This is a genomic window from Nocardia sp. CDC519, from assembly GCF_059509835.1.
Window position 1 is genome coordinate 3,705,506 of record NZ_CM183377.1, and the last position, 23,108, is coordinate 3,728,613.

The 23,108-nt window shown below is 69.3% G+C and carries 25 protein-coding genes; 12 read left to right on the forward strand and 13 right to left on the reverse strand.

Annotated elements, in window-relative coordinates:
• Positions 1 to 136: 136 nt before the first annotated feature.
• Complete coding sequence (gene dapD, locus AC5W7N_RS16520) at positions 137 to 1,084, reverse strand: 2,3,4,5-tetrahydropyridine-2,6-dicarboxylate N-succinyltransferase (RefSeq protein ID WP_495921854.1); 948 nt, start codon at positions 1,082 to 1,084, stop codon at positions 137 to 139.
• 113 nt (positions 1,085 to 1,197) lie between these two features.
• Here dapD and AC5W7N_RS16525 point away from each other — a divergent pair, with 113 nt between their 5' ends.
• From AC5W7N_RS16525 to AC5W7N_RS16555, 7 genes are all read left to right on the forward strand, one after another.
• The gene (locus tag AC5W7N_RS16525) at positions 1,198 to 1,620 is read left to right on the forward strand and encodes a hypothetical protein (protein ID WP_495921855.1); all 423 of its coding nucleotides are present in this window, start codon (positions 1,198 to 1,200) and stop codon (positions 1,618 to 1,620) included.
• A 13-nt stretch (positions 1,621 to 1,633) separates the two neighbouring features.
• Positions 1,634 to 2,731 carry a succinyl-diaminopimelate desuccinylase gene (gene dapE / locus AC5W7N_RS16530; RefSeq protein ID WP_495921856.1) on the forward strand — a complete coding sequence of 366 codons (1,098 nt, stop codon included), beginning with the start codon at positions 1,634 to 1,636 and terminating at the stop codon, positions 2,729 to 2,731.
• A 117-nt stretch (positions 2,732 to 2,848) separates the two neighbouring features.
• Positions 2,849 to 3,655 (forward strand): LOG family protein, encoded by an 807-nt coding sequence (locus tag AC5W7N_RS16535; RefSeq protein ID WP_163809192.1) that lies wholly within the window; start codon positions 2,849 to 2,851, stop codon positions 3,653 to 3,655.
• On the forward strand, positions 3,652 to 4,284 hold the full coding sequence (locus tag AC5W7N_RS16540; protein WP_495921857.1) for an LOG family protein: 633 nt from the start codon (positions 3,652 to 3,654) through the stop codon (positions 4,282 to 4,284). The genes AC5W7N_RS16535 and AC5W7N_RS16540 overlap by 4 nt, the downstream gene beginning before the upstream one ends.
• A gap of 58 nt (positions 4,285 to 4,342) precedes the next feature.
• Positions 4,343 to 6,052 (forward strand): long-chain-acyl-CoA synthetase, encoded by a 1,710-nt coding sequence (locus AC5W7N_RS16545; RefSeq protein ID WP_495924136.1) that lies wholly within the window; start codon positions 4,343 to 4,345, stop codon positions 6,050 to 6,052.
• Between the two features lie 52 nt (positions 6,053 to 6,104).
• Positions 6,105 to 6,986 carry a dihydropteroate synthase gene (folP, locus tag AC5W7N_RS16550; RefSeq protein ID WP_163809200.1) on the forward strand — a complete coding sequence of 294 codons (882 nt, stop codon included), beginning with the start codon at positions 6,105 to 6,107 and terminating at the stop codon, positions 6,984 to 6,986.
• Entirely contained in the window at positions 6,983 to 7,921 is a 939-nt protein-coding gene (locus tag AC5W7N_RS16555) for a glucosyl-3-phosphoglycerate synthase (protein WP_163809202.1), read from the forward strand. Before folP ends, AC5W7N_RS16555 begins: the two co-directional genes overlap by 4 nt.
• Positions 7,922 to 8,108: 187 nt before the next feature.
• On the opposite strand, the gene AC5W7N_RS16560 is transcribed toward AC5W7N_RS16555, so the two are convergent.
• From AC5W7N_RS16560 to sigE, 6 genes are all read right to left on the reverse strand, one after another.
• Positions 8,109 to 8,552, reverse strand: a complete 444-nt coding sequence (locus AC5W7N_RS16560; RefSeq protein WP_495921858.1) for a hypothetical protein — start codon at positions 8,550 to 8,552, stop codon at positions 8,109 to 8,111.
• A 238-nt stretch (positions 8,553 to 8,790) separates the two neighbouring features.
• On the reverse strand, positions 8,791 to 9,651 hold the full coding sequence (locus tag AC5W7N_RS16565) for a hypothetical protein (protein ID WP_163809205.1): 861 nt from the start codon (positions 9,649 to 9,651) through the stop codon (positions 8,791 to 8,793).
• A 52-nt stretch (positions 9,652 to 9,703) separates the two neighbouring features.
• The gene (tatB, locus tag AC5W7N_RS16570) at positions 9,704 to 10,120 is read right to left on the reverse strand and encodes a Sec-independent protein translocase protein TatB (protein WP_163809207.1); all 417 of its coding nucleotides are present in this window, start codon (positions 10,118 to 10,120) and stop codon (positions 9,704 to 9,706) included.
• Between the two features lie 33 nt (positions 10,121 to 10,153).
• Complete coding sequence (locus AC5W7N_RS16575; RefSeq protein WP_195006774.1) at positions 10,154 to 11,683, reverse strand: S1C family serine protease; 1,530 nt, start codon at positions 11,681 to 11,683, stop codon at positions 10,154 to 10,156.
• Positions 11,684 to 11,693: 10 nt separating this feature from the next.
• Entirely contained in the window at positions 11,694 to 12,086 is a 393-nt protein-coding gene (locus tag AC5W7N_RS16580; RefSeq protein WP_163809216.1) for a hypothetical protein, read from the reverse strand.
• Between the two features lie 77 nt (positions 12,087 to 12,163).
• Positions 12,164 to 12,844 (reverse strand): RNA polymerase sigma factor SigE, encoded by a 681-nt coding sequence (sigE, locus tag AC5W7N_RS16585; protein ID WP_228806653.1) that lies wholly within the window; start codon positions 12,842 to 12,844, stop codon positions 12,164 to 12,166.
• A gap of 258 nt (positions 12,845 to 13,102) precedes the next feature.
• Between sigE and AC5W7N_RS16590 the strand changes: the two genes are divergently transcribed.
• From AC5W7N_RS16590 to AC5W7N_RS16605, 4 genes are read left to right on the forward strand one after another with little or no spacing between them, the layout of a single operon-like run.
• Positions 13,103 to 13,741 (forward strand): O-methyltransferase, encoded by a 639-nt coding sequence (locus tag AC5W7N_RS16590; RefSeq protein ID WP_163809218.1) that lies wholly within the window; start codon positions 13,103 to 13,105, stop codon positions 13,739 to 13,741.
• Between the two features lie 46 nt (positions 13,742 to 13,787).
• On the forward strand, positions 13,788 to 14,453 hold the full coding sequence (locus AC5W7N_RS16595) for a TetR/AcrR family transcriptional regulator (RefSeq protein ID WP_194991264.1): 666 nt from the start codon (positions 13,788 to 13,790) through the stop codon (positions 14,451 to 14,453).
• An 18-nt stretch (positions 14,454 to 14,471) separates the two neighbouring features.
• On the forward strand, positions 14,472 to 15,425 hold the full coding sequence (locus tag AC5W7N_RS16600) for an ABC transporter ATP-binding protein (protein ID WP_495921859.1): 954 nt from the start codon (positions 14,472 to 14,474) through the stop codon (positions 15,423 to 15,425).
• Positions 15,422 to 17,083, forward strand: coding sequence for an ABC transporter permease (locus AC5W7N_RS16605; RefSeq protein WP_495921860.1), 1,662 nt, complete (start codon positions 15,422 to 15,424; stop codon positions 17,081 to 17,083). The genes AC5W7N_RS16600 and AC5W7N_RS16605 overlap by 4 nt, the downstream gene beginning before the upstream one ends.
• A 51-nt stretch (positions 17,084 to 17,134) precedes the next feature.
• On the opposite strand, the gene glgC is transcribed toward AC5W7N_RS16605, so the two are convergent.
• Positions 17,135 to 18,349, reverse strand: a complete 1,215-nt coding sequence (gene glgC / locus AC5W7N_RS16610) for a glucose-1-phosphate adenylyltransferase (RefSeq protein WP_138455576.1) — start codon at positions 18,347 to 18,349, stop codon at positions 17,135 to 17,137.
• Positions 18,350 to 18,477: 128 nt separating this feature from the next.
• Between glgC and glgA the strand changes: the two genes are divergently transcribed.
• Positions 18,478 to 19,647, forward strand: coding sequence for a glycogen synthase (gene glgA / locus AC5W7N_RS16615; RefSeq protein ID WP_163809890.1), 1,170 nt, complete (start codon positions 18,478 to 18,480; stop codon positions 19,645 to 19,647).
• A 4-nt stretch (positions 19,648 to 19,651) separates the two neighbouring features.
• Here the strand turns inward: glgA and AC5W7N_RS16620 are convergent, their stop codons facing one another.
• The 5 genes from AC5W7N_RS16620 to AC5W7N_RS16640 form a co-directional block, all read right to left on the reverse strand.
• On the reverse strand, positions 19,652 to 20,488 hold the full coding sequence (locus AC5W7N_RS16620; RefSeq protein ID WP_490724766.1) for a putative RNA methyltransferase: 837 nt from the start codon (positions 20,486 to 20,488) through the stop codon (positions 19,652 to 19,654).
• A 31-nt stretch (positions 20,489 to 20,519) separates the two neighbouring features.
• Positions 20,520 to 20,687, reverse strand: coding sequence for a DUF3117 domain-containing protein (locus AC5W7N_RS16625; protein ID WP_011211259.1), 168 nt, complete (start codon positions 20,685 to 20,687; stop codon positions 20,520 to 20,522).
• Between the two features lie 165 nt (positions 20,688 to 20,852).
• Positions 20,853 to 21,413 carry a DNA-3-methyladenine glycosylase I gene (locus AC5W7N_RS16630; protein ID WP_495921861.1) on the reverse strand — a complete coding sequence of 187 codons (561 nt, stop codon included), beginning with the start codon at positions 21,411 to 21,413 and terminating at the stop codon, positions 20,853 to 20,855.
• A complete protein-coding gene (locus AC5W7N_RS16635; protein WP_163809241.1) occupies positions 21,410 to 21,766 on the reverse strand; it encodes a DivIVA domain-containing protein in 357 nt (118 codons plus the stop codon). The genes AC5W7N_RS16630 and AC5W7N_RS16635 overlap by 4 nt, the downstream gene beginning before the upstream one ends.
• Positions 21,767 to 21,957: 191 nt before the next feature.
• Entirely contained in the window at positions 21,958 to 23,094 is a 1,137-nt protein-coding gene (locus AC5W7N_RS16640; RefSeq protein WP_163809243.1) for an Mrp/NBP35 family ATP-binding protein, read from the reverse strand.
• Positions 23,095 to 23,108: the final 14 nt, after the last annotated feature.

The window sequence follows — 23,108 nt, forward strand, 5'->3', positions numbered from 1 at the left end:
GTACTGCGCTTTTCGCCGCAGGGATCCGGCCGGCCGGGCCCTGCCGGGAGCGTTCGGCGGCTGGCCCGGGGCCGGATGTGGCGGGCGGGCGCGGTGCGGTAGCAGGGCCTGGAACCGGCTTGGGCTCGGCGGTGGATCAGTCGTTGGCGTGCAGGTCCGCGTTGAGTTCGATGCCGGTGCCCTTGCGGTGGACGACCTCGACGGCGCCGGTGACGGAGTTGCGGCGGAACAGTAGGTTGTTCTGGCCGCTGAGCTGGGCGGCTTTGACGGTGGTCCCGTCGGGGGTGGTGACCTTGGTGCCCGCGGTGAGGTAGAGGCCGGCTTCGAGGACGCAGTCGTCGCCGAGCGGGATGCCGAGGCCGGAGTTGGCGCCGAGCAGGGAGCGTTCGCCGATGGAGATGACGGTGGTGCCGCCGCCGGAGAGGGTGCCCATGGTGGAGGCGCCGCCGCCGATGTCGGAGCCGTCGCCCACCACGACGCCCGCGGAGATGCGGCCTTCGACCATGGAGGCGCCGAGGGTGCCTGCGTTGAAGTTGACGAAGCCTTCGTGCATGACGGTGGTGCCCGAGGCCAGATGCGCGCCGAGGCGCACGCGGTCGGCGTCACCGATGCGCACGCCGGAGGGCACCACATAGTCGACCATGCGCGGGAACTTGTCGACGCTGTAGACGGTCACCGCGCCGCGGGCGCGCAGCTTGGCGCGGGTGGTCTCGAAACCCTCCACCGCGGCGGGGCCGTGGTTGGTCCACACCACATTGCTGAGCAGGCCGAACTGGCCTTCCAGGCTCACCTCGTGCGGACGAACCAGCCGGTGCGAGAGCAGATGCAGCCGCAGGTAGACGTCGTGCGCATCCACGGGCGCGGCGGACAGGTCGGCGATGGTGGTCTGCACCGCGATCACCTCGACGCCGCGGGCCTCGTCGGGACCGACCAGCGCGGCGAATTCCGCGGGCACCTCGTCGAGCCGCTTGGTCGCGGTCTCGGCGAATTCACCCAGCTGGGGATTCGGGAACCAGGTGTCGAGGACGGTGCCGTCCGCGGTCACATTGGCGATACCGACTGCAGTTGCTCCCTGAATGCTCACGTCAGCAGAGCCTACCGACCGTCCGGCTCCCGTGGTGCAGCCACGTCACCGGCTGCCGCGCAGATCACGGCATCGCCGGCGGGTGATTCGGTGCGTGGCCGTCGCCGGTTCCCGTGGTAGCTGCCCGCCGTCCTGTCGCCGTCGCACCGACTTGCCCCGGCGTCGGCGTCCAGTCACCCTGGGCCGGCACTGTCTCGCCAACGTCTTCGCGTCGACCCCACGGGGCCTTCGCGTCGGTCGACGGGGCCTTCGCGTCGGTCGACGGGGCCTTCGCGTCGGTCGACGGGGCCTTCGCGTCGGTCGACGGGGCCTTCGCGTCGGTCGACGGGGCCTTCGCGTCGGTCGACGGGGCCTTCGCGTCGGTCGACGGGGCCTTCGCGTCGGTCGACGGGGCCTTCGCGTCGGTCGACGGGGCCTTCGCGTCGGTCGACGGGGCCTTCGCGTCGATCCACGGCGTCTTCGCGTCGGTCGACGGGGCCTTCGCCTCGTCCCACGGCGCCTTCGCCTCGTCGCTGCCGCCGCCGGAGACCCGCTGACTACCCTGAACCGGTGACCCTCGATCTGCGCGCCGACCCGATTGCCCTCACCGCCGCCCTCGTCGACATCCCGAGTGTGTCCAGGGACGAGCTGGCCGTCACCGACGCGGTGGAGGCCGCGCTGCGGACCCAGACCAGCGGCTTCGAGATCGTGCGCGACGGCAATGTGGTGCTCGCGCGCACCGATCGCGGCCTGCCGACCCGCGTGGTGCTGGCCGGGCATCTGGATACCGTGCCGATCGCCGACAATGTGCCGAGCCGGATGGACACCGAGGACGGCGAGCCGGTGATGTACGGCTGCGGCACCGTGGACATGAAATCCGGTGACGCGGTGTTCCTGCACCTGGCCGCGACCGTCGCCGAACCCGCGCACGACCTGACGTTGATTTTCTACGACTGCGAGGAGATCGCCGCCCAGTTCAACGGCCTGGCCCGGATCGAGCGGGAACGCCCCGAATGGCTCGACGGCGACTTGGCGATCCTCGGTGAGCCGTCCGGCGGCTGGATCGAGGCCGGCTGCCAGGGCACCTTGCGCGTCCGGCTCGCCACCGCGGGCACCAGGGCGCATTCGGCGCGGGCCTGGCTGGGCGACAACGCCATCCACCGGTTGGCGCCGGTATTGCAGCGGCTGTCCGACTACCGGGCGCGCCAGGTCGATATCGACGGCTGTGTGTACCGCGAGGGTCTGTCTGCGGTGCGGGTCGCCGGTGGGGTGGCGGGCAATGTGGTACCCGACGCCGCCGAGGTCGACGTGAACTTCCGGTTCGCGCCCGACCGCAGCGTCGCCGACGCCACCGAGCACGTCCGCGAGGTGTTCGCCGGTTTCGAGCTCGATTTCCAGGTCACCGACGCGGCGCCCGGCGCGCTGCCCGGCCTCACCGCCCCCGCGGCCAAGGACTTGATCACCACCGTGCACGCGCACGGTGCCGCCGGTGTGCGCGCCAAGTACGGCTGGACCGACGTCTCCCGGTTCGCCGCCCGTGGCGTACCCGCGGTGAACTTCGGCCCCGGCGATCCGAACCTGGCGCACAAACGTGACGAGCGGGTCCCGCTGGCCCAGATCACCCAGGTCACGGCGATGCTGCGGAGCTATCTCACCGGCGCTGCGTGACGCCGCCGGACCACCACTGATGGCCGACGGAACCGAGGCAAAGGCTGGTCAGCATCGTTTTCGAGGGAAGCGAGACCGAACCGCGACGCCGCAGGCGGCGCCAATAGACTCAGCCCCATGTCCACCGACGCCGCCGAGCCACTCAACAGCAAGCCGAAGTCGACAGCCAGATTCCGCGGGCCGATCATGTTCCGCCGGGATCGCAAGCCCGGCGTCGGCACCGCCGACCGGAATCTGCTGGATCGGCGTGGCGACAGCGATTGGGTGCATACCGACCCGTGGCGGGTGCTGCGCATCCAGGCCGAGTTCGTGGAGGGTTTCGGGGCGCTGGCCGAGGTGCCGCGCGCGGTGTCGGTGTTCGGTTCGGCGCGTACGCCGGTCGATCATCCTGAATACGAGGCCGCCCGCGCCATCGGTTCCGCGTTGGCGCACGCCGGGTTCGCGGTGATCACCGGCGGCGGGCCCGGCGCGATGGAGGCCGCCAACCGGGGCGCGTGTGAGGCGGGCGGCTATTCGATCGGGCTCGGTATCGAATTGCCGTTCGAGCAGGGGCTCAACGAATGGGTCGATCTCGGTATCAATTTCCGCTACTTCTTCGTCCGCAAGACCATGTTCGTCAAGTACTCGCAGGCATTCGTCTGCCTGCCGGGCGGTTTCGGCACCATGGACGAGTTGTTCGAGGCACTGACGCTGGTGCAGACCCGCAAGATCACCCGGTTCCCGATCATCTTGTTCGGCACCAGGTTCTGGGGCGGGCTGGTGGACTGGATCCGCGATTCGCTGCTGGGGGCGGGCAAGATCTCGCCGGGCGATGTGGATCTGCTCTACGTCACCGACAGCGTCGAGGACGTGGTGCGCATTCTGGAGCAGGCCACCGCCGAGCGTGAGAATCTGGAAACGATGGGCACGGAGGACAAGTGGTGAGCGCGGCCGAACGCGCCCACGCCGTCTGCGTCTACTGCTCGGCCAGCACCATCGACGGCGCGCAGCTGGAGCTGGCGGCGCGGGTCGGCACCGAAATCGCCCGGCGCGGTTGGCAATTGGTGTCCGGCGGCGGCCACGTGTCGATGATGGGCGCGGTGGCCACGGCCGCCCGCGCCGGCGGCGCGAACACCATCGGCGTGATCCCGAAGCATCTGGTGCACCGCGAGGTGGCCGATGTGGACGCCGACGAACTCGTCGTCACCGACACCATGCGCCAGCGCAAGCAGGTGATGGAGGACCGCGCCGACGCCTTCCTCACCCTGCCCGGCGGCATCGGCACGCTAGAGGAATTCTTCGAGACGTGGACCGGTGCCTACCTCGGCGTACACGACAAACCCGTCGTCGTGCTGGATCCGGACGGGCATTACCGCGGGTTGTTCGCCTGGGTGGACGAGCTGCACGCGCGCGGTTTCGTCCCGCAGCCCGCGCTGGATCGGGTGCGCGTCGTCGCCGACTTCGACGAGGCATTCGAGGCACTCGTTCCGAGTACGGCGCGACGAGAGCCCGGCACTCCGGAGCCGGTGGGCAATCCCGCTGCCGCCCAGCAGCATCCGATCGAGGAGTACTGATTCCGTGCGCAACGACGCCACCGTCAGCGTGTTCGACCTGGCCAAGAGCCTGCTCGGGATGGCGGTGGACGCGCCGGGCATGCTGCGCAATGCCTTCGGCATGCTGGTCGGCCCCGGTGACAAGGCGTCGGTCGGCCGGTATTTCCAGCGGGCGGCGCACCGTCATCCGCATCGGGCGTTCCTGCGGTTCGAGGGCCACGAATACACCTACGGCGCAGCCAATTCGCTGGTGAACCGCTACGCGAGCGTGCTGGCCGAGCACGGCGTCGGCCGCGGTGACGTGGTCGGTGTGCTGATGACCAACCGCCCGGAAACCCTGTTCACGGTGCTGGCCACGGTCAAGCTCGGCGCCACCGTCGGCCTGCTCAATCACCATCAGCGCGATCGGGTGCTCGCGCACAGCTTCGGGTTGCTCGGCAGTGTGGTGAACGTCGTCGGTGCGGAATGCCAGGAGGCGCTCGATTCGCTGGCCGAGCCGCCGGCCCGGCTGCTGTACGCCGAGGATCTGCATGCCGAAGCCCAGCTCGGCGATCCGTCCGATCCGCCGGTCTGCGCGGAGGTGACCGCGGGGGAGCGGGCGTTCCTGATCTTCACCTCGGGCACCACCGGCCTGCCGAAGGCCAGCGTGATGACGCATCTGCGCTGGTCCAAGAGCATGTCCGGGCTCGGTGGCCTCGGCGTCCGGCTCCGCGGTGACGACACGATGTACTGCTGTCTGCCGCTGTACCACAACAACGCGCTCACGGTGGCGCTGTCGTCGGTGCTTGCGGCCGGTGCGACCTTCGCGCTGGGCAGGCAGTTCTCGGCATCCCGCTTCTGGGACGAGGTGATCGGCGAGCGCGCCACCGCGTTCATCTACATCGGCGAACTGTGCCGGTATCTGCTCAACCAGCCGGCCCGGCCGACCGACCGTACGCACCGGGTGCGCCTGGCCGTCGGCAACGGTCTGCGGCCGGAGCTGTGGGACGAATTCCGGCGGCGCTTCGGCATCGGGCGGATCGTGGAGTTCTACGGCGCCAGCGAGGCCAACATCGCGTTCGTCAACGCCTTCGGGGTCGACCGCACCGCCGGTTTCGGGCCGCTGCCCTACGCCATCGTGGAATACGACGAGGACACCGGAAAGCCCGAGCGCGGCCCGGACGGCCGGTTGCGTCGCGTGCGTTCGGGTGGCGTCGGACTGCTGCTGGCCAAGGTCACCGGCCGCACGCCGTTCGACGGCTACACCGACCAGGCCGCCTCCGAGGCCAAACTCGTGCGTGACGGCTTCCGACCTGGCGATGTCTGGTTCGACACCGGCGATCTGGTGCGCGATCAGGGCTGGTTCCATATCGCCTTCGTCGACCGGCTCGGCGATACCTTTCGCTGGAAGGGCGAGAACGTGGCCACCACCGAGGTCGAGGCGGCGCTGAGCGCCTCGCCGGCCATTTCCCAGGCCGTGGTATTCGGCGTGGACATCCCCGGTACCGACGGCAAGGCCGGGATGGCGGCGGTGACCCTCGCACCCGGCGCCGAATTCGACGGAACAGCGCTGGCCGAGCTGGCGTATGAGCGGCTGCCGCGGTACGCGGTGCCGCTGTTCATCCGGGTGGTCGATGAACTCGAGACCACCTCCACGTTCAAGAGCCGCAAGGTAGAACTGCGCAAACAAGGGTATTCGCCCGACGATGATTCCGACGTGTTCGTCCTCGCCGGCCGCGCCGACGGCTATATCCCGGCCTATCCGGGCTACGCCGCCGATGTGGCGACCGGGCGCGCGCCCCGGGACTGACCGGGGTCCGCGCCCGAAACCGGTTATTACACGAGTCGGTACAGTCGACCCCATGTTCCGCCCCGACGCGCCGTCGCCGACCCTGTGCGGACGCCCGGTGGCGACGGACCGGGCGCTGGTCATGGCGATTGTGAACCGCACCCCGGACTCGTTCTACGACCGGGGCGCCACCTTCACCGATGCCGCCGCCATGGACGCCGTGGCCCGCGCGGTCGACGAGGGCGCCGATCTGGTCGATATCGGCGGTGTCAAAGCCGGGCCCGGCGAGGTGGTCGATGCCGCCGAGGAAACCCGCCGGGTGGTCCCGTTCGTCGCCGCCATCCGCGCTGCCTACCCGGACCTGCTGATCAGCGTCGACACCTGGCGCGCCGAGGTGGGGCGTACAGCGATCGGCGAGGGCGCCGATCTGATCAACGACACCTGGGCGGGCGCCGATCCCGATCTGGTCGCGGTCGCCGCCGAACTGGGCGCGGGCATCGTGTGCAGCCATACCGGCGGCGCCGTACCGCGCACCAGACCGCACCGGGTCCGCTACTCCGACGTGGTCGCCGAGGTCACCGCCACGGTGGTGCGGGCGGCGGAGGCGGCGCTGGCCGCCGGGGTGCGGCGCGATTCGATCCTGATCGACCCGACCCACGATTTCGGAAAGAACACCTACCACGGGCTCGAACTGTTGCGTAGAGCCGACGATCTTGTAAATACCGGATGGCCGGTCTTGATGGCGCTCTCCAACAAGGATTTCATCGGAGAGACTCTTGGTGTCGATCTCACCGAGCGGCTGGAGGGCACATTGGCAGCAACGGCATGGTCGGCGGCGGCAGGCGCTCGAGTCTTCCGCGTCCACGAAGTCGCCGCGACCCGGCGCGTAGTGGACATGATTGCCGCGATACAGGGTATCCGGCCCCCCGCACGAACCCTGCGAGGTCTGGTATGAACATCCAACACCGTGAGCCCAGCTGGGCGATGACGAATACCTGGGATGCCCCGGAGTGGGCGGTAGACGAACTCGTCGCCGCCAAGGCGGGCCGCACCGTCTCGGTGGTGCTGCCCGCGCTGAACGAGCAGGACACCGTTGCCGCGGTGGTGGCCAGTATCCGGCCGCTGCTCGGCAGTCTGGTAGACGAGCTGGTGGTGCTCGATTCCGGCTCCACCGACGCGACCGCCGAGCGGGCCCGCGCGGCTGGCGCCCGGGTGGTCAGCCGGGAACAGGCCGTCCCGGAACTCGATCCGGTGCCGGGCAAGGGCGAGGTGCTGTGGCGTTCGCTGGCGGTGACCAGCGGCGACCTGGTGGCCTTCGTCGACTCGGACCTCATCGATCCCGATCCGGCCTTCGTGCCCAAACTGCTGGGCCCGCTGCTGACGGTGGACGATCTGCACCTGGTCAAGGCCTACTACCGCAGGCCGCTGCGGCAGGGCGACGCGGTCGAGGCCCATGGCGGCGGCCGCGTCACCGAACTGGTGGCCCGGCCGCTGCTTGCGGCGCTGCGCCCCGACCTCTCGGAGGTGCTGCAACCGCTCGGCGGCGAATACGCCGGCACCAGGGAACTGCTCACCTCAGTGCCGTTCGCCCCCGGCTACGGCGTGGAGATCGGGCTGCTGCTCGACACCTACGACCGGCTCGGCCTCGACGCCATCGGCCAGGTCAACCTGGGGGTGCGCACCCACCGCAATCGCCCGCTGGCCGACCTCGGCGTGATGAGCAGGCAGATCCTCGGCACCGTGCTCGGCCGCAGCGGCGTCCGCGATTCCGGTGCGGCGCTGACCCAGTTCCCGTTGATCGGCGACGAGTTCACCGCCCACAGCACCGAGGTGTGCCTGACCGACCGTCCGCCGATGAACACGGTGCGGCCGGAGAGTGTCGCGGCCTGAGCGGTGGGTAGCGGTTGGGCTGTCCGGTTCGCGCCGGCGGTAGACCGGGCATCGTTGTCCGCCGAGGGCTGGCGCTGGACCTACCGCTGACCTGATTCCTCGCGCCGAACATGTCGCCGCCGACGACAGCGGTGGAATCCGCTGCCGATGTCAGCGGTGGAATCGCGGCTGTGGGTTGGTCCAGCCGTCAGTGTGCTCCTGGTTCGTCGTCGGCGGCGGGTGACTCCGCGGCCGGGCCGTCGGCCGTCGGCGGTGCGGGGGATGGCTGGGTGCTCGGCTCGGAGAATGGTTCGGCATCGCCCGGCGATGTCCCGCCGGTAACGGCAGGTGCCGGCTCGTCCGTGTCGGTGGACGTCTGCCTACCGGAGTCGCCACGGTCGCCCTCGCCGGTGCCGGGTCGACCGTGCCCGGGCCCCGCGTCGGCCCCGGCGTCGTCCGCGATTCCGCTCGGCTCGGCGGCCGCGGACACATCGTCGGAGCGCAGATGTTCGGGCCCGGATTCGTCGGCGAGCCGGGCCTGCAATTCGGCCACCGTGACGTGGGCGCGGCGATGCTCGGCGGGCTTGCGGATGAAGATGGCGATGGTCACCAGCAATCCGATTGCGATCAGTGCGATCGCAATGATCGTCATCACATTCACCTGTGCCTCCGCGTCATGTGATTGCCGGAAAACCGGGACCGAGCAGAGCCGGCGCCGTCGAATGGTTACTTCCTGGCTATCTAAGCATGCGGCGGTACGGTGCGCGGCCGAGGGTGAGCGTTCAAGCACAAGGCGTCGCCGGATGCCAAGCCGTCGCGGCCGAATGCACCGACGTGCCCGGATCTGTGTCGGGACGGATTCGCCGCCGGGATTCAGCAGCGGGCGGAATTCAGCGGCGGGTGCGCAGCGCCTGCGGCCGCACCTCGGCCGGCTCATGGCGATACACCGGCGTCAGCATCTCGGCCTCCAGCGGTTCACCGGTCGCGCGGTCGAAGCGCACCGCGATCAATACCGAGAACCGTCGGGTGCCCGCGCGTTCGTGCAGCCCGGCGAGCCGAGTCGCCAGCAGCCGGACAGCACCGAGCGAGCCGGGCGGATGCAGGCCGTCGATCACCAGGATCGAGCCCTGACCGTCGGGGCGCGGGAGCCGGGCGAGATAGGCGATGTCGTGCGGGTCGGGACCGGAGGGCCGATACACCCGCCGCGCGGCTCGATCCTCGATACCGCGACGGCCGTCGCCGGCACGGGCCACCGAGCGCCGAAGCCGGGGATCGGCGGCGATCAGCTGACGCAGGCTCGGCGAGAGTTCGGGCCCGCCGAGCACGATCAGCCCGTCGCGGTTGAGATCGAGGGGATGTCCCGGCGGGAACTGTTCGACGGTGACCGCGAATCCCAGCTCCCGCAGTAGATCCGCCAGCCGCGGTGCCGCGGCCGGATCGGGGGCGCCGATCAATCGGCCGGTACGCACCCGGGGCGTGAGAACGGTGAGCGCGCCGTGCCCGAAGAACAAGCCCTCCGGTGCCGGGCCCTGCGTGCTCACCTGATGGATGCGCGCCCGGGAAAGCCCGGCCGCCGCACCGATTCTGGCGAACGTCCAGCCCTCGGCATGCAATTCACGGATCACCGCGCGACGAATTCGCGTGAGCTCGTTGATGGTCTGCTGCGCCGCCGCGACACCGTCAGTGGCTGCCTTGAGGCGCTCGACCTTGTCCTCGATCGCGAACACCCGCGCCACGTCATCGGCCGACATGTGCGAAGTGTAGACAGCGTAAGCCGGACGGGTGTCTAGTTCGCTTGACAGATCAGGTGGCGTCGGTGTCGATCGGCGGACGTTCGTTGCGCTCCAACGGTTTCTCCGGCTTCGGCGCTGGGTAACCCGGCATACCGCTATTGGTGCCGTAGAGGTCCTGCTTGTCCGGCATGGCCTTGCCGATATCGCTGAACAGCGAATCGTCACCGTTCAGAAGGTGTTTGGTCACCATCGACTTCGGGGTCATGCCGCGCAGCTCGTTCAGGTCGGCGAGCGGCTTACGCAGATCCTCGAATTCGGGCCCGAGCTCCTGCTTCAACTGCGCTGTCGCGCCACTGGCGTAATCGCGCACCTGCCGCAGGCTGCGCGTGGTCCAGCGCACGGCACCGGGCAAGCGCTCCGGGCCGAGGATGACGAGGGCGGCCACGAGCAGGATCACCATCTCGCTCCACCCGATGTTGCTGAACACCAGACCAGGCTACCGCGCGCCGGGGCCGCCGGATCAGTCGGATTCCAGGGTGACCGGAACGTCCACCTGCCGGCCTTCCCGGATCAACCGCACCGTCACCGTCTCACCGATCTTGTTCGCCTGCACCGCGACGACCAGCTCTTCCGGCCCCGTCACCTCACGATCGCCGACCTTGACGACGACGTCGCCCTCCACGATGCCCGCCCGCGCGGCGGGCCCGCCCGGCGCCACATCGGCCACCTCGGCGCCGCTCATCGCCTCGTTGGCGACGGCCTTGGTGCGGGCGCTCAGGCCGATCACCGGATGATGCTTGACGCCGTCGCGGATCAGGGTCTGCGCGACGTCGGTGACCACGTCCACCGGCACGGCGAAGCCGAGGCCGACCGAACCGCCGGTCTCGCTGCGGATGGCGGTGTTGATGCCGATGACCCGGCCCTCCATGTCCACCAGCGCGCCACCGGAGTTACCGGGGTTGATCGAGGCGTCGGTCTGCACCGCATCGATGACGGCCTTGGTGTCGCTGCCCTCGCCCTCGAGCTTCACCGGGCGATGCAAGGCGCTGACGATGCCGGAGGTGACCGTTTTGCTCAGTCCCAGTGGGGAACCGATCGCCAGCACGGCGTCGCCGACGCGGACGTCCTCGGACTTACCGAGCTGAGCAACAGTGAGATTTTTCACATCGACCTTCAAGACCGCGAGGTCGGTTTTGGTGTCGCGGCCGACGATGTTCGCGGGTACCCGGGTGCCGTCGGAGAACATCACCTGGATCTTGGCGTTGCCGGAACCGTCCTGGGCGGCCATGGAGATGACGTGATTGTTGGTGGCGATGTAGCCGTTGCCATCGATGACCACACCGGAGCCGGTGGCGCCGTTGTCGCCGACGGTCGTGCGGATCGAGACCACCGAGGGCAGCACCGCATCGGCGACCTGGGCGATCTGACCGTGCGGCTGCTCGGGATCTCCGGTCTGCTCGAGGGCGACCTTGCGTGAGGTCAGCGTGGAGGCCGTCTCCGCGGTCAGCCGGCCGACGAGGCCGCCGATCAGGCCGATGACCAAGGCGATGGCGGCCAGCAGCGCCAGCGCGCGCGGTGCCACCCGGGAACCGAACAGCACCTCGCGCGCCGACAGCTTGGTGGCTTCGGCCTGCGTCCGGGCCGCGGGGGTGGGCAGGGCGGGCGCACCGAGGCGGGCGCCGGATTCCGGGTCACGCCACGGATCGGCGGGGCCTGCGATCTCGGTCTGGCCGGTGACGGCGTCGGGATCACGCTGGAGGAGTTCGTCGGAGCCTTCCGGGCGGCCGAACGCCTCGGCCAGCACGGCGTCCGGCGGCCGGTTCTGCACCGGGTCGGGGCCCTGGGCGGCGGTGGCCGAGCCGGGGCGTGGTGCGAAGGATCCGGCCTGGCCGTTGGGGCGGCGGAAGGCACGAGCGGTGTGGGTATCCACGTGCGGGCGGTATACCGGGCGCGGCCCGAGCACGGGCGCGTCCGGCGGCCGCAGGTTCCCCCTGTTGGCCGCCGAATCCGAGGTGTCGGCCGATCCGGTGTTCGTCGATTCGGTGGTCACGCGCCAAACTCTACTTGCGCCACCACGTTGTCCACCGCCTACTGTCGAAGCTCGCCGCGAAAGACGCACCGAGGAAACCGGAAACGGCCTCGTCACGGGAATTGCGCGCCGCGGCGGCGGAACGATCGGTGCCGGGAAGTTCGCCGAGCGGAATGCGGGTCAGGCTGTCGTGCAGTCCGTGCGGGATGGAGATCTGGGCGGCCCGGCGCAATGCGATGCGCGCCTGCTGCTGGGCTTCGACCTCGGCCGCGCATTCGGGGCAGACGGAAATGTGCTGGGCGGCACGCAGATACGCGTTCATCCGCAGTTCGCCGTCCACATAGGCGGCGACGGCCTCACTCGCCAGATGCTCGGTGGAACGGAAACGCGGTGAACGACCTGACGTACCGGAGTCGCCAACCATTCGGTGCTCATCCTTCCAACCGACTCGATCACGGCCGGGCGCGGCGCCACGGCCGGAGATCACCCGTTCTTGCTGGTTCAGGACTCGCTCGCCGCGTCGGCGAACCGGTCCTGGGTTCCATTATGCGCAAGGTGCTCGCGCAGTGCCTGACGGCCGCGATGGATCCGGCTGCGGACGGTGCCCAGTTTCACCCCGAGCGTGGCGCCGATCTCCTCGTAGGACAGCCCCTCGATATCGCACAGCACGACCGCGGCGCGGAACTCCGGCGCCAGCGCGTCCAGCGCCGATTGCAGGTCGGGGTCGAGGCGGGCGTCGTGGTAGACCTGCTCGGGTCCTGGGCCCTGGGCCGGCACCCGGTCGTAGTCCTCGGGCAGCGCTTCCATCCGGATGCGGCTGCGGCGGCGGACCATGTCCAGGAACAGGTTGGTGGTGATGCGGTGCAGCCAGCCCTCGAAGGTGCCCGGCTGATAGTTCGACAGTGAGCGGAAGACCCGGATGAAGGTCTCCTGGGTGAGATCCTCGGCGTCCTGGGCGTCGCCGGAGAGACGGTAGGCCAGCCGGTAGACCCGGTCGGCGTGTTCGCGGACCAGTTCGTCCCAGGTGGGCATGACGGAGCGATCGCCGGTGGCATCGAAGGCCGCGGTGCCGGTCAGTTCATCCTCGGCCACCTCCGCGACCTCGGCCAGTTCCAGTGCGGTGACCTCGCGCTGCGTCGGCAGCTCGGGCAGGGTGGCGTACTCGCGCGCCGCATCGACCATGTGGATGGGAAATACCTCCTACTCGGGACCGAGGCGTCGGAGTTCGAGCAGCGGTCCGGGTCCACGGACCGTCGCTGTCGGGTACAACCGATAGAAGGTGTCCGGTTGTTCCCGACCCGGTGTTCTGGCTCTGACGCCGCCGGTCGGCTGGTCTTGCGTGCTGCCTACTCTTTCCTGTCGCGATATGGCCTGTGTATGGAGATCCTGAGGGACACCTGAGAATGTTTCGGGCCGCTGGTCACGGTTTGGCATAGCCTCATGGGCGTGGCATCGAATCTGGAGCGAAATCTCGCCTACGTGGAGGAATCCGTCGTGGAGGACGAGATCCTCGTCAGCGCCCGGGAACGGGCCACCGAGCTGGGCGCCGCGCCGGTGGCTCCGTCGGTGGGTGCGTTGCTGAGCATGTACGCCCAGATGCTCGGCGCGCGGGCCGTGGTCGAGGTGGGCACCGGCGCGGGGATCAGTGGCCTGTGGCTGCTGGACGGTATGCGCGAGGACGGCACGCTGACCACGATCGATTCCGAGCCGGAGCATCAGCGCGCGGCCAAAGAGGCGTTCCGGGCCGCCGATATCCCGCTCGCGCGCACCCGGCTGATCAACGGCCGCGCCCTCGATGTGCTGCCGCGCCTGGCCGACGGCGCCTACGACCTGGTGTTCATCGATGCCGCGCCGGTCGAGCATCCGCAGTACGTCGCCGAAGGGGTGCGGTTGCTGCGCGAGGGTGGAGCGATTCTGCTGCACAACGCACTGCTCGGCGGGCGGGTGCCCGATCCGGCGCAGCGCGACGCGGCAACGCAGGCGGTGCGCGCGGCGACCAGGGCCATCGCCGAGGACCCGAACCTGACCAGCGTGTTGATTCCGGTGGGTGACGGGCTGCTCTGCGCCTCCCGTGGCTAGGGAGCCATTGACGGCCGATTGAACGAGTGTTTAGTATATTGAACATGTGTTTAACCGACCAGCCGTACCGGAAGGATCCGCCCCGGATCTGAGCACTCGCGCACGCATTCGCGACGCCGCCATCACCGTCTTCGGTGAGCAGGGGTTCAACGTCGGAGTACGTGCCATCGCCACCGCAGCCGGCGTCTCGCCGGGCCTCGTCAATCACCATTTCGGATCGAAAGACGGGTTGCGCGAGGAATGTGACGACTACGTACGCAAGGTCATCCGCGATGCCAAGCTGGATTCGGTCGAGCGTCCGGCGCCGTCGAACATCCTCGGTCAGCTCGCCGAGATCGAAAGCTTCGGTCCGGTCATCGCCTATATCGTCCGAAGTTTTCAGGCGGGCGGCGCGTTGGCGGGCCTGCTGTTCGAACACATGGTGTCCGACGTCGAGCAGTATCTGCGCGCCGGCATCGCGGCGGGCACGATCCGCGCCCCCCGCGATCTGCACGCGACGGCCCGCTATCTGGCGCTGAACAACGGCGGCGGATTGATGCTCTTCCTGCAACTGTATGCCGCCGAACACGACGGCCCCCTCGACTACGGCAAGGCTCTGCGCGCCTACGCCGATCAGATGCTTCTCCCCGGCGTCGAGCTGTTCACCAACGGACTGCTGACCGGCCCGATGATGCTCGACGCCCTGCTCGATCAACCGAGTCCAGATACCTAGATCTCCTCAGGAGTTCCCATGACATCGGCAATCCACGTCCGGGATCTGCACAAACACTTCGGCCAGGTCCGTGCGCTCGACGGGCTGGACCTGGAAGTGAACCAGGGCGAGGTGCACGGCTTCCTCGGGCCCAACGGTGCCGGCAAATCCACCACCATCCGCATCCTGCTCGGTGTGCTGGCGCGCACCTCCGGCGAGGTTCGGCTGCTGCGCCGCGATCCGTGGGTGGACGCGGTCGAGCTGCACCGCCAGATCGCTTATGTGCCAGGCGATGTCACGTTGTGGCCGTCGCTGTCCGGTGGCGAGACGATCGACCTGCTCGCACGGATGCGCGGCGGTATCGATACCGCTCGGCGCGCCGAATTGATCGAGCGATTCGAACTCGATCCGCGTAAGAAGGCCCGCACCTATTCGAAGGGCAATCGGCAGAAGGTCGCGCTGGTGTCGGCGTTCTCGTCGAACGCCGAACTGCTGCTGCTCGATGAGCCGACCTCGGGCCTGGATCCCTTGATGGAGCAGGTGTTCCGTGACTGTGTGGCCGAGGCTGCCGAACGTGGGGTCACGGTCCTGCTGTCGAGCCACATCCTGTCGGAAGTGGAGGTGTTGTGCGAGCGGGTGACCATCATCAGGTCGGGGCGCACCGTGGAAAGCGGCACGCTGGCCTCGATGCGTCACCTCAGCCGCACCTCGATCACCGCCGAATTGACCGGTGACCCGGGCGATCTCGGTGCGCTGCCCGGGGTGGCCGATGTGCGCCTCGACGATCACACGCTGCGGTGCCAGGTCGACAGTGAGCACCTGGGTGAGCTGATCCGCATTCTCGGCGATACCGGAGTGCGCAGTCTGGTGAGCCAGCCGCCGACGCTGGAAGAGCTGTTCATGCGCCACTATTCGACCAACGGCGACGGCTTTCCCGATTCAGGCGATGCGTCGAGCGATTCCGCCTCCGAGCTGCTGAAGGTGCAGAAATGACCACCGCAACGCTGTCGAGGTCCGGTGAGCACCGCGCGGCCGCGCGCTACGGCACGGTCTCCGGATTCGCCGGCACCGCCCGCATGCTCGGCCTGGCGCTGCGCCGCGACCGAATCATCTTGCCCGCCTGGGTATTACTGCTGTCGGTGCCCTTGGGCAGCGTGTACGTCTCGAGCATCGAAACGGTCTATCCGACCGAGGCCGACCGGGCCTCCTTCGCCGATTCGATCCTGGCGAGTCCATCGCAGCTGGCCATGTACGGGCCGATCTACAACACCAGTATCGGCGCTGTCGGGGTATGGAAAGCGGGGATGTTCTTCACCCTGGTAGCGGTGGCGACCATTCTCACCGTCATCCGGCACACCAGGGCCGAGGAGGAGACCGGCCGCACCGAGCTGGTGGCCTCCACCTCGGTAGGGCGCTTCGCCGGGCTCACCGCGGCGCTGGTGCTGGGCCTCGGCGGTGCGCTGGCCACCGGTCTGATCGGCGCGTTGAGCCTGGCGGCGACGGGCGTTCCGGCCGACGGATCGCTGGCATTCGGTGCGGCGCTGGCCGGCTCCGGCATGGTGTTCGCGGCGGTGGCCGCGGTCGCCGCGCAGCTCACCACCGGCGCCCGGCTGGCGCGCGGAATCGCGTTCGGCGTGCTCGCGCTGACCTACACGCTGCGCGCGGTGGGCGACGCCCAGGCCGGTAACGGTCCGGTGAGCCCGCTGACCTGGTTGTCGCCGTCGGGCTGGTCGCTGCAGGTGCGGGCCTTCGCCGGGGACCGCTGGTGGGTCCTGGCGCTGCATCTGGTGACGGTGGCGGTGTGCGTCTGCGCTGCCTATCTGCTGCTGATGCGCCGCGACGTCGGAGCGGGCCTGATCGCCGAACGACTCGGCGCGCCTGCGGCCGGTGCCGGGCTGTCCGGCCCGCTGGGGCTGGCCTGGCGGCTGCAACGGGGCACCCTGCTGGCCTGGACGATCGGTCTCGGCCTGTACGGCCTGCTGATCGGCAGCGTGGTGCACGGTATCGGTGACGAACTCGGCTCCAACCAGACCATTCGCGATCTCATCACTCGGATGGGCGGCACCGAATCGCTGGAGGACTCGATGGTCACCTACGCGTTCACCATGCTCGGTGTCGCGGGTTCGGCCTACGCCATCTCGGCCACCCTGCGCATGTTCGGTGAGGAGAGCAGCGGTCACGCCGAGACCGTCGTCACCGGGGCCGTCGGCCGGGTGCGGTGGGCGCTGTCGCATCTGCTGTTCGCGCTGGGTGGCCCGGTGCTGGCCATGCTGACCGCAGGCCTGCTCGGTGGGCTGGTGTACGGCTTGGCGGCCGACGATATCGGCGGCAAGCTGCCCGGTGTGCTGGCCGCCGCACTGGTCCAGCTGCCCGCGATCTGGTTGTTCGTCGCGGTCACCGTGGCCCTGTTCGGGCTCGCGCCGCGTTGGACGCCGGTGGCGTGGGGTGTGCTGACGGCTGCGATCGCGGTCTTCCTGCTCGGCTCGGTGTCGGGGGCGCCGCAGTGGCTGCGCAATCTCGAACCGTTCAGTCATGCCCCGAAGGTGCCGGGATCGGAGTTCACCGCGACCCCGGTGCTGGTGGTCACCCTGCTGGCGGCGGCCCTGCTGGCCGTCGGCCTGGTCGGTTGGCGCGGGCGGGACCTGCGCTGAACCGAGGCGGGCAGCGCCCCTCGACGACGCGGTCGGGGGCGCTGCCCGGCCTCACACCCAGGTGCCCTTACCGACGGTGACGACGCCGCCGTTGCTGATGGCGAACCGGTCGCGGTCGCGCTCGAGGTCGACGCCGATGATCTCGCCCTCGGAGACCACCACGTTCTTGTCCAGGATGGCGCGCCGCACCACCGCGCCCTTACCGATGCGCACGCCCGGCATCAGCACGCTGCCCTCGACGGTGGCGCCGTCGTCGACCACCACATTGGCGCTGAGCACCGAATTGCGCACGGTGGCGGCGGACAAAATCGAGCCCGCGCCGACGATGGATTCCTGCGCCAGCCCGCCCTGAGCGAACTTGGCGGGCGGCAGATTCTCCGCGGCGCCGCGGATCGGCCAGTGTTTGTTGTAGAGGTTGAACACCGGATGCACCGACACCAGGTCCATATGCGCCTCGTAGAAGGCGTCGATGGTGCCGACATCGCGCCAGTAGCCGCGGTCGCGGTCGGTGGCACCCGGGACGTCGTTGTCGGCGAAGTCGTAGACGGCGGCCTGACCGGCGGCGACCAGCTTCGGGATGATGTCGCCGCCCATATCGTGGTCGGAATCGGAGTTGTCGGCGTCGGCGCGGATCGAATCGACCAGCACCCTGGTGGTGAACACGTAATTGCCCATGGACGCGAAGGTCGAATTCGGATCGTCCGGGGTGCCGGGCGGATGCGCCGGCTTCTCCAGGAACTGGGTGATGCGCCCGGATTCGTCGGAGTCGATGCAACCGAACGCACTGGCCTGGCTGCGCGGCACCCGGATACCGGCCACGGTGACCCCGGCGCCGGACTCGATGTGGTGGGCCACCATCTGCTCGGGGTCCATCCGGTAGACGTGGTCGGCGCCGAACACCACGATGTAGTCGGGGTCCTCGTCGTAGATCAGATTCAGCGACTGCATGATCGCGTCGGCGCTGCCGGTGTACCAGCGCGGCCCGAGCCGCTGCTGCGCGGGCACCGGCGTGATGTATTCGCCCGCGAAACCCGACAGTCGCCAGGTCTGCGAGATATGCCGGTCCAGCGAATGCGATTTGTACTGGGTGAGCACGCACAGCCGCAGATATCCGGCGTTGACGAGGTTGCTGAGGACGAAGTCGATGAGGCGGTAGGCACCGCCGAACGGGACCGCCGGCTTGGCGCGGTCGGCGGTGAGTGGAAAGAGTCGCTTGCCCTCGCCACCGGCGAGCACGATTCCGAGTACGTGCGGCTGGCTCCTCACACTGTCAAACTACCGAACCTCACGCCAGGAGGTGGGGCGGCGTGCGAGTGGCCCGGGCCCGGTCGAGCGTCTACGTTGAATCCGTGAGTTTCGCGCACCCGACGGCGATGACGGAGCCGGCGGATCGGCTGCGGGTCGCCATGCTGACCCGCGAATACCCGCCGGAGGTCTATGGCGGTGCGGGCGTGCACGTCACCGAGCTGGTGGCCGAGCTGCGTGCCCTCGCCGAGGTCACCGTGCACTGTATGGGTGCCCCGCGCGACGACGCCGTGGTCCACCAACCCGACACCCACCTCTACGCCGCCAATCCCGCGATCCAGATGATGTCGGCCCAGCTCCGGATGGCCGATGCGACCGGCGAGGTCGACGTGGTGCATTCGCACACCTGGTACACGGGCCTGGCCGGGCATCTGTCGTCCACCCTCTACGGCATTCCGCATGTGCTGACCGCGCATTCGCTGGAACCGCGGCGGCCGTGGAAGGCCGAGCAGCTCGGCGGCGGCTATCGGCTGTCGTCATGGTCGGAACGCAATGCCGTCGAACACGCCGACGCCATCATCGCCGTCAGCGCGGGGATGCGCCGGGATGTGCTCGACGCCTACCCGGCGGTGGATCCCGCACGGGTGCATGTGGTGCACAACGGCATCGACGCCTCGGTCTGGCATCCCGGCCCACCCGAATCCGGCGCCGAACCCTTCCTGTGGGAGCTGGGGGTGCGCACGGACCGGCCGATCGCGGCCTTCGTCGGGCGGATCACCCGGCAGAAGGGGGTCGGGCACCTGCTGGCCGCCGCCCGCGATTTCGATCCGGAGATCCAGCTGGTGTTGTGCGCGGGCGCGGCCGATACGCCGGAGCTGGCCGCCGAGGTGGCCGCCGCGGTGGACGAGTTGAGCCGTCGCCGCGGCAATGTGTTCTGGGTGCAGGACATGCTGCCCACCGAGCGGATCCGGCAGGTGCTCGCCGCCGCGACCGTCTTCGTCTGCCCGTCGGTGTACGAGCCGCTCGGCATCGTGAACCTGGAAGCGATGGCCTGCGGCACCGCCGTCGTCGCCTCCGATGTCGGCGGCATCCCCGAGGTGGTCGCCGACCGCACCACCGGGCGGCTGGTGCATTACGACCCGGCGGCGCCGGGCGAATACGAGCGCGGCCTGGCCGAGGCGGTGAACGAGCTGGCCGCCGATCAGGTGCTCGCGGCCGAATACGGTGCCGCGGGCCGGGCCAGGGCGGTGGCCGAATTCGATTGGTCGCGGATCGCCGCCCAGACCCTCGAGGTCTACGACCATGTGCGCAAACCCTGAGCGGTCAGGTCCCGCTGAGCCGGTAGGTGCTGACCAGCACCGAGGCGGTGACCTCCATGGTGTCCGGCAGGGCCGCGATGCGTGACGCCCCGGCGTCCGTGTGATGGGCCGACGGCCCCATGGCGACAACGTTGGCGATGTCGGTGCGCGAGAGTTTCATCGGGTACTCGACGGCGTCGCGCCCGCACAGTTCGAAATGTCCGGACATGGTGGCGGTCAGCCGATCCTGCTTGTCCGGGTCGACGCTCACCATGCCGAGCGGTTCGATCAGCTCGGCCAGATGCCGGTCGGTGGGAGTGACGACGACGAATCTGCCATCCGGGTGCAAAACCCGCGCTACCTCGCCGGGATTGCGCGGCGCGAATACCGACAGTGCCGCGTCGACGGCGCACTTGCGCAGCGGCAGTCCGCGCCAGGCGTCGGCGACCACCGCCGCGGCCCGCGGATGGGCTCGGGCGCTGCGTCGTCCGGCGGGTTTGGCCACATCCAGTGCGATGCCCAGCGCATGCGGCACCGCGTCCAGCACCCGGGCCAGGTAGTAGCCGGTGCCCGCGCCGATCTCCAGCACGAGCGCGGACGCGCCGGGGCCGAGGTGTGGGGCCCCGGCGAAGGCCGCGACGGTGGCGTCGGCGATCGGCGCGAAATGCCCGCCGCCCTGAAAAGCCGCTCTGGCGTCGAGCATGTCCGCGGTATCGCCGGTCATCTTGGTCGAGGCACCGGTCAGCAGGGTGATGTACCCCTGCTTGGCGATATCGAAGCTGTGCCCCGCGCCGCAGCGCAGCGACCGCTCCGACATCGCCAATCCGGCCTGGCATTCCGGGCAGGCCAGCGCACTCGTCACCTGCGTCAGTGCCGAGTGCGTAGTCGGGTGACTAGCTGGTGACACTCTTCAGTTCGTCACCGAGCGCTGCGGCTTCATCCGGCGTGAGCTCTACGACCAGACGCCCGCCACCCTCGAGTGGAACCCGCATGACGATCCCACGCCCTTCCTTGGTTGCCTCGAGGGGACCGTCCCCGGTGCGGGGCTTCATGGCCGCCATCCTCTGCTCCCTCCAGATCTGCGCGGTGTGCTGCGCACTTGCTTGGAACTCCAGTTGTCGCCAACTGGGCAGCTCGCCGGCATGTGGCGAGCTGCACTCGGTCTATTCTTCCTTATCGCCGGAGTGGACGGATACCTGAGTTCGAAATGTGACCGCTCGGTAGGTCTAGGGTGGGTCGCCGCCGACCCAGCAATCGGCCAGGTGATCGTCCACGAGGCCGGTCGCCTGCATCAGTGCGTACGCCGTGGTCGGGCCCACGAATCTGAATCCGCGCCGCTTCAATTCCTTTGCCAGAGCGGTGGATTCGGGTGTGACGGCGGGCACGTCGGCCAGGGTGCGCGGACGTGGGCGCGGGGGCGGAGCGAACGACCAGATCAGCTCGTCGAGGCTGGTGTCGAGGTCGCGGGCGACCCTGGCATTGGCGATGGCCGCATCGATCTTGGCGCGATTGCGCACGATGCCGGGGTCGGCGAGCAGGCGCGCACGGTCGGTGTCGTCGAAGCGGGCCACCTTCTCGATGGCGAACCCAGCGAAGGCGGCCCGGAACGCCGGGCGTTTGCGCAGGATGGTGATCCACGCAAGACCCGATTGGAAGGCCTCGAGGCACAGTCGTTCGAACATCGCGTCGTCGCCGTGCAGCGGGCGGCCCCACTCGGTGTCGTGGTAATCGCGGTAGAGCTGCGAAGGCAGCGACCACGGGCAGCGGACCGGCTCGACGACCGTCATCGCGGATCCGGGCCCACCGGCGGCTGCGTCGGCCCGGGCTGGACGGACGCGGCCGATTGTGCGCCCGCCTCGGCGCGGGCCTGGGCCAGCTGGCCCTGTAGCTCGTCGATGCGCGCGGCGAGCCGGGCCAGCGCCCAATCCACCTCACCGGCCTTGTAGCCGCGCAACACCTGCTGGAACCGCAGCGAGCGCACATCGGCACCGGAGATCCCCTCGACCGGCAGCACCGTCGCGGTGGTGCCCTCCGGTAGCGGCCCCAGCTCCTCCGACCGCCCGAACACCGCCCCCGCGAGCAGGAACAGCACCGCGGCCACCAATCCGACGATCAGCACATACAACAGCAGCGTGAGCATGAGCTGAGCTTATGGGTTGGCACCGACAGGCTCACGCGCGGCAACCGTGGCGGCGGCCGGCGACGCGGGCGTCCGGAGCGCGCCGGGTGCGGCAGCCCGCCGGCGACCACTCGCGCGTCGGCACGCCGGGCAGAGCCGGGTCCGACCCGGTGATGTGGTCTGGCGGTGAAGAGACCCGGTTACGCCACCGCTCAGAGATGACGTGTCGTGTCGATACCCAAAGACATACCCGCCAAGCCACGCCGGCGCACCGCCAGCTTGTCGGCGACCTCGCGCAGCGCCACCGCGGCCGGGTTCTCCGGATCGCGCAGCACGATCGGGGTGCCTTCGTCGCCCGCCTCGCGCAGCGACTGCTCGATCGGGATCTGGCCGAGCAGCGGGACATCGGCGCCGACGGCGCGGGTGAGGCGCTCGGCCACCGCCTGGCCGCCACCCGAACCGTAGAGGTCCATCCTGGTGCCGTCGGGCAGGTCCAGCCAGGACATGTTCTCCACCACGCCCGCGATCCGCTGACGGGTCTGCAAGGCGATGGCGCCCGCGCGCTCGGCCACCTCGGCGGCGGCCGGCTGGGGGGTGGTGACGACCAGGATCTCCGCGTTCGGGATCAGCTGGGCGATGGAGATCGCCACATCGCCGGTGCCGGGCGGCAGGTCGAGCAGCAGCACGTCCAGATCGCCCCAGAACACATCGGCCAGGAACTGTTGCAGCGCGCGGTGCAGCATCGGGCCGCGCCACACCACCGGCGTATTGCCCTGGGTGAACTGGGCGATGGAGATCATCTTCACGTCGTGCGCGATGGGCGGCATGATCATCCGCTCGACCTGGGTGGGCCGGGCGTCGGTGCCGAGCATGCGCGGGACGGAGTGGCCGTAGATGTCGGCGTCGAGCACGCCGACCGAGAGTCCGCGCGCGGCCATGGCGGCGGCGAGATTGACGGTGACACTGGACTTTCCGACGCCACCCTTACCCGAGGCCACCGCGTACACCCTGGTCAGTGAGCCGGGCTGGGCGAAGGGGATGACCGGTTCGGCGGAGTCGCCACGCAACTGCTTACGCAGCTCGGTGCGCTGCTCATCGTTCATCACGTCCAGGTCGACGCTGACCGCGCCGACGCCGGGGACGTCGGCGACCGCCTTGGTCACCCGCTGGGTGATCTCGGTGCGCAGCGGGCAGCCCGCCGTCGTCAGGTAGACCTCGATATGGACATCGCTGTCGGCGCCGATGCTGACGCTTTTCACCATGCCCAGTTCGGTGATCGGTTTGCGAATTTCCGGGTCGTCGACCTTTGCGAGGGCGCCCCGCACGTCCGCTTCCGTTACCACTGGCATGCCGCCGATTTTAG

What these genes read in the sequence shown, in the direction of transcription:
- AC5W7N_RS16535 (WP_163809192.1), top strand. Translation starts at nt 2,849, where the DNA reads ATGTCCACCGACGCCGCCGAGCCACTCAACAGCAAGCCGAAGTCGACA.
- AC5W7N_RS16545 (WP_495924136.1), top strand. Translation starts at nt 4,343, where the DNA reads ATGGCGGTGGACGCGCCGGGCATGCTGCGCAATGCCTTCGGCATGCTG.
- folP (WP_163809200.1), top strand. Translation starts at nt 6,105, where the DNA reads ATGTTCCGCCCCGACGCGCCGTCGCCGACCCTGTGCGGACGCCCGGTG.
- AC5W7N_RS16555 (WP_163809202.1), top strand. Translation starts at nt 6,983, where the DNA reads ATGAACATCCAACACCGTGAGCCCAGCTGGGCGATGACGAATACCTGG.
- AC5W7N_RS16560 (WP_495921858.1), bottom strand. Translation starts at nt 8,552, where the DNA reads ATGACGATCATTGCGATCGCACTGATCGCAATCGGATTGCTGGTGACC.
- AC5W7N_RS16565 (WP_163809205.1), bottom strand. Translation starts at nt 9,651, where the DNA reads ATGTCGGCCGATGACGTGGCGCGGGTGTTCGCGATCGAGGACAAGGTC.
- AC5W7N_RS16580 (WP_163809216.1), bottom strand. Translation starts at nt 12,086, where the DNA reads ATGGTTGGCGACTCCGGTACGTCAGGTCGTTCACCGCGTTTCCGTTCC.
- sigE (WP_228806653.1), bottom strand. Translation starts at nt 12,844, where the DNA reads ATGGTCGATGCGGCGCGCGAGTACGCCACCCTGCCCGAGCTGCCGACG.
- AC5W7N_RS16590 (WP_163809218.1), top strand. Translation starts at nt 13,103, where the DNA reads ATGGGCGTGGCATCGAATCTGGAGCGAAATCTCGCCTACGTGGAGGAA.
- AC5W7N_RS16600 (WP_495921859.1), top strand. Translation starts at nt 14,472, where the DNA reads ATGACATCGGCAATCCACGTCCGGGATCTGCACAAACACTTCGGCCAG.
- AC5W7N_RS16605 (WP_495921860.1), top strand. Translation starts at nt 15,422, where the DNA reads ATGACCACCGCAACGCTGTCGAGGTCCGGTGAGCACCGCGCGGCCGCG.
- AC5W7N_RS16625 (WP_011211259.1), bottom strand. Translation starts at nt 20,687, where the DNA reads ATGGCGGCCATGAAGCCCCGCACCGGGGACGGTCCCCTCGAGGCAACC.
- AC5W7N_RS16630 (WP_495921861.1), bottom strand. Translation starts at nt 21,413, where the DNA reads ATGACGGTCGTCGAGCCGGTCCGCTGCCCGTGGTCGCTGCCTTCGCAG.
- AC5W7N_RS16635 (WP_163809241.1), bottom strand. Translation starts at nt 21,766, where the DNA reads ATGCTCACGCTGCTGTTGTATGTGCTGATCGTCGGATTGGTGGCCGCG.
- AC5W7N_RS16640 (WP_163809243.1), bottom strand. Translation starts at nt 23,094, where the DNA reads ATGCCAGTGGTAACGGAAGCGGACGTGCGGGGCGCCCTCGCAAAGGTC.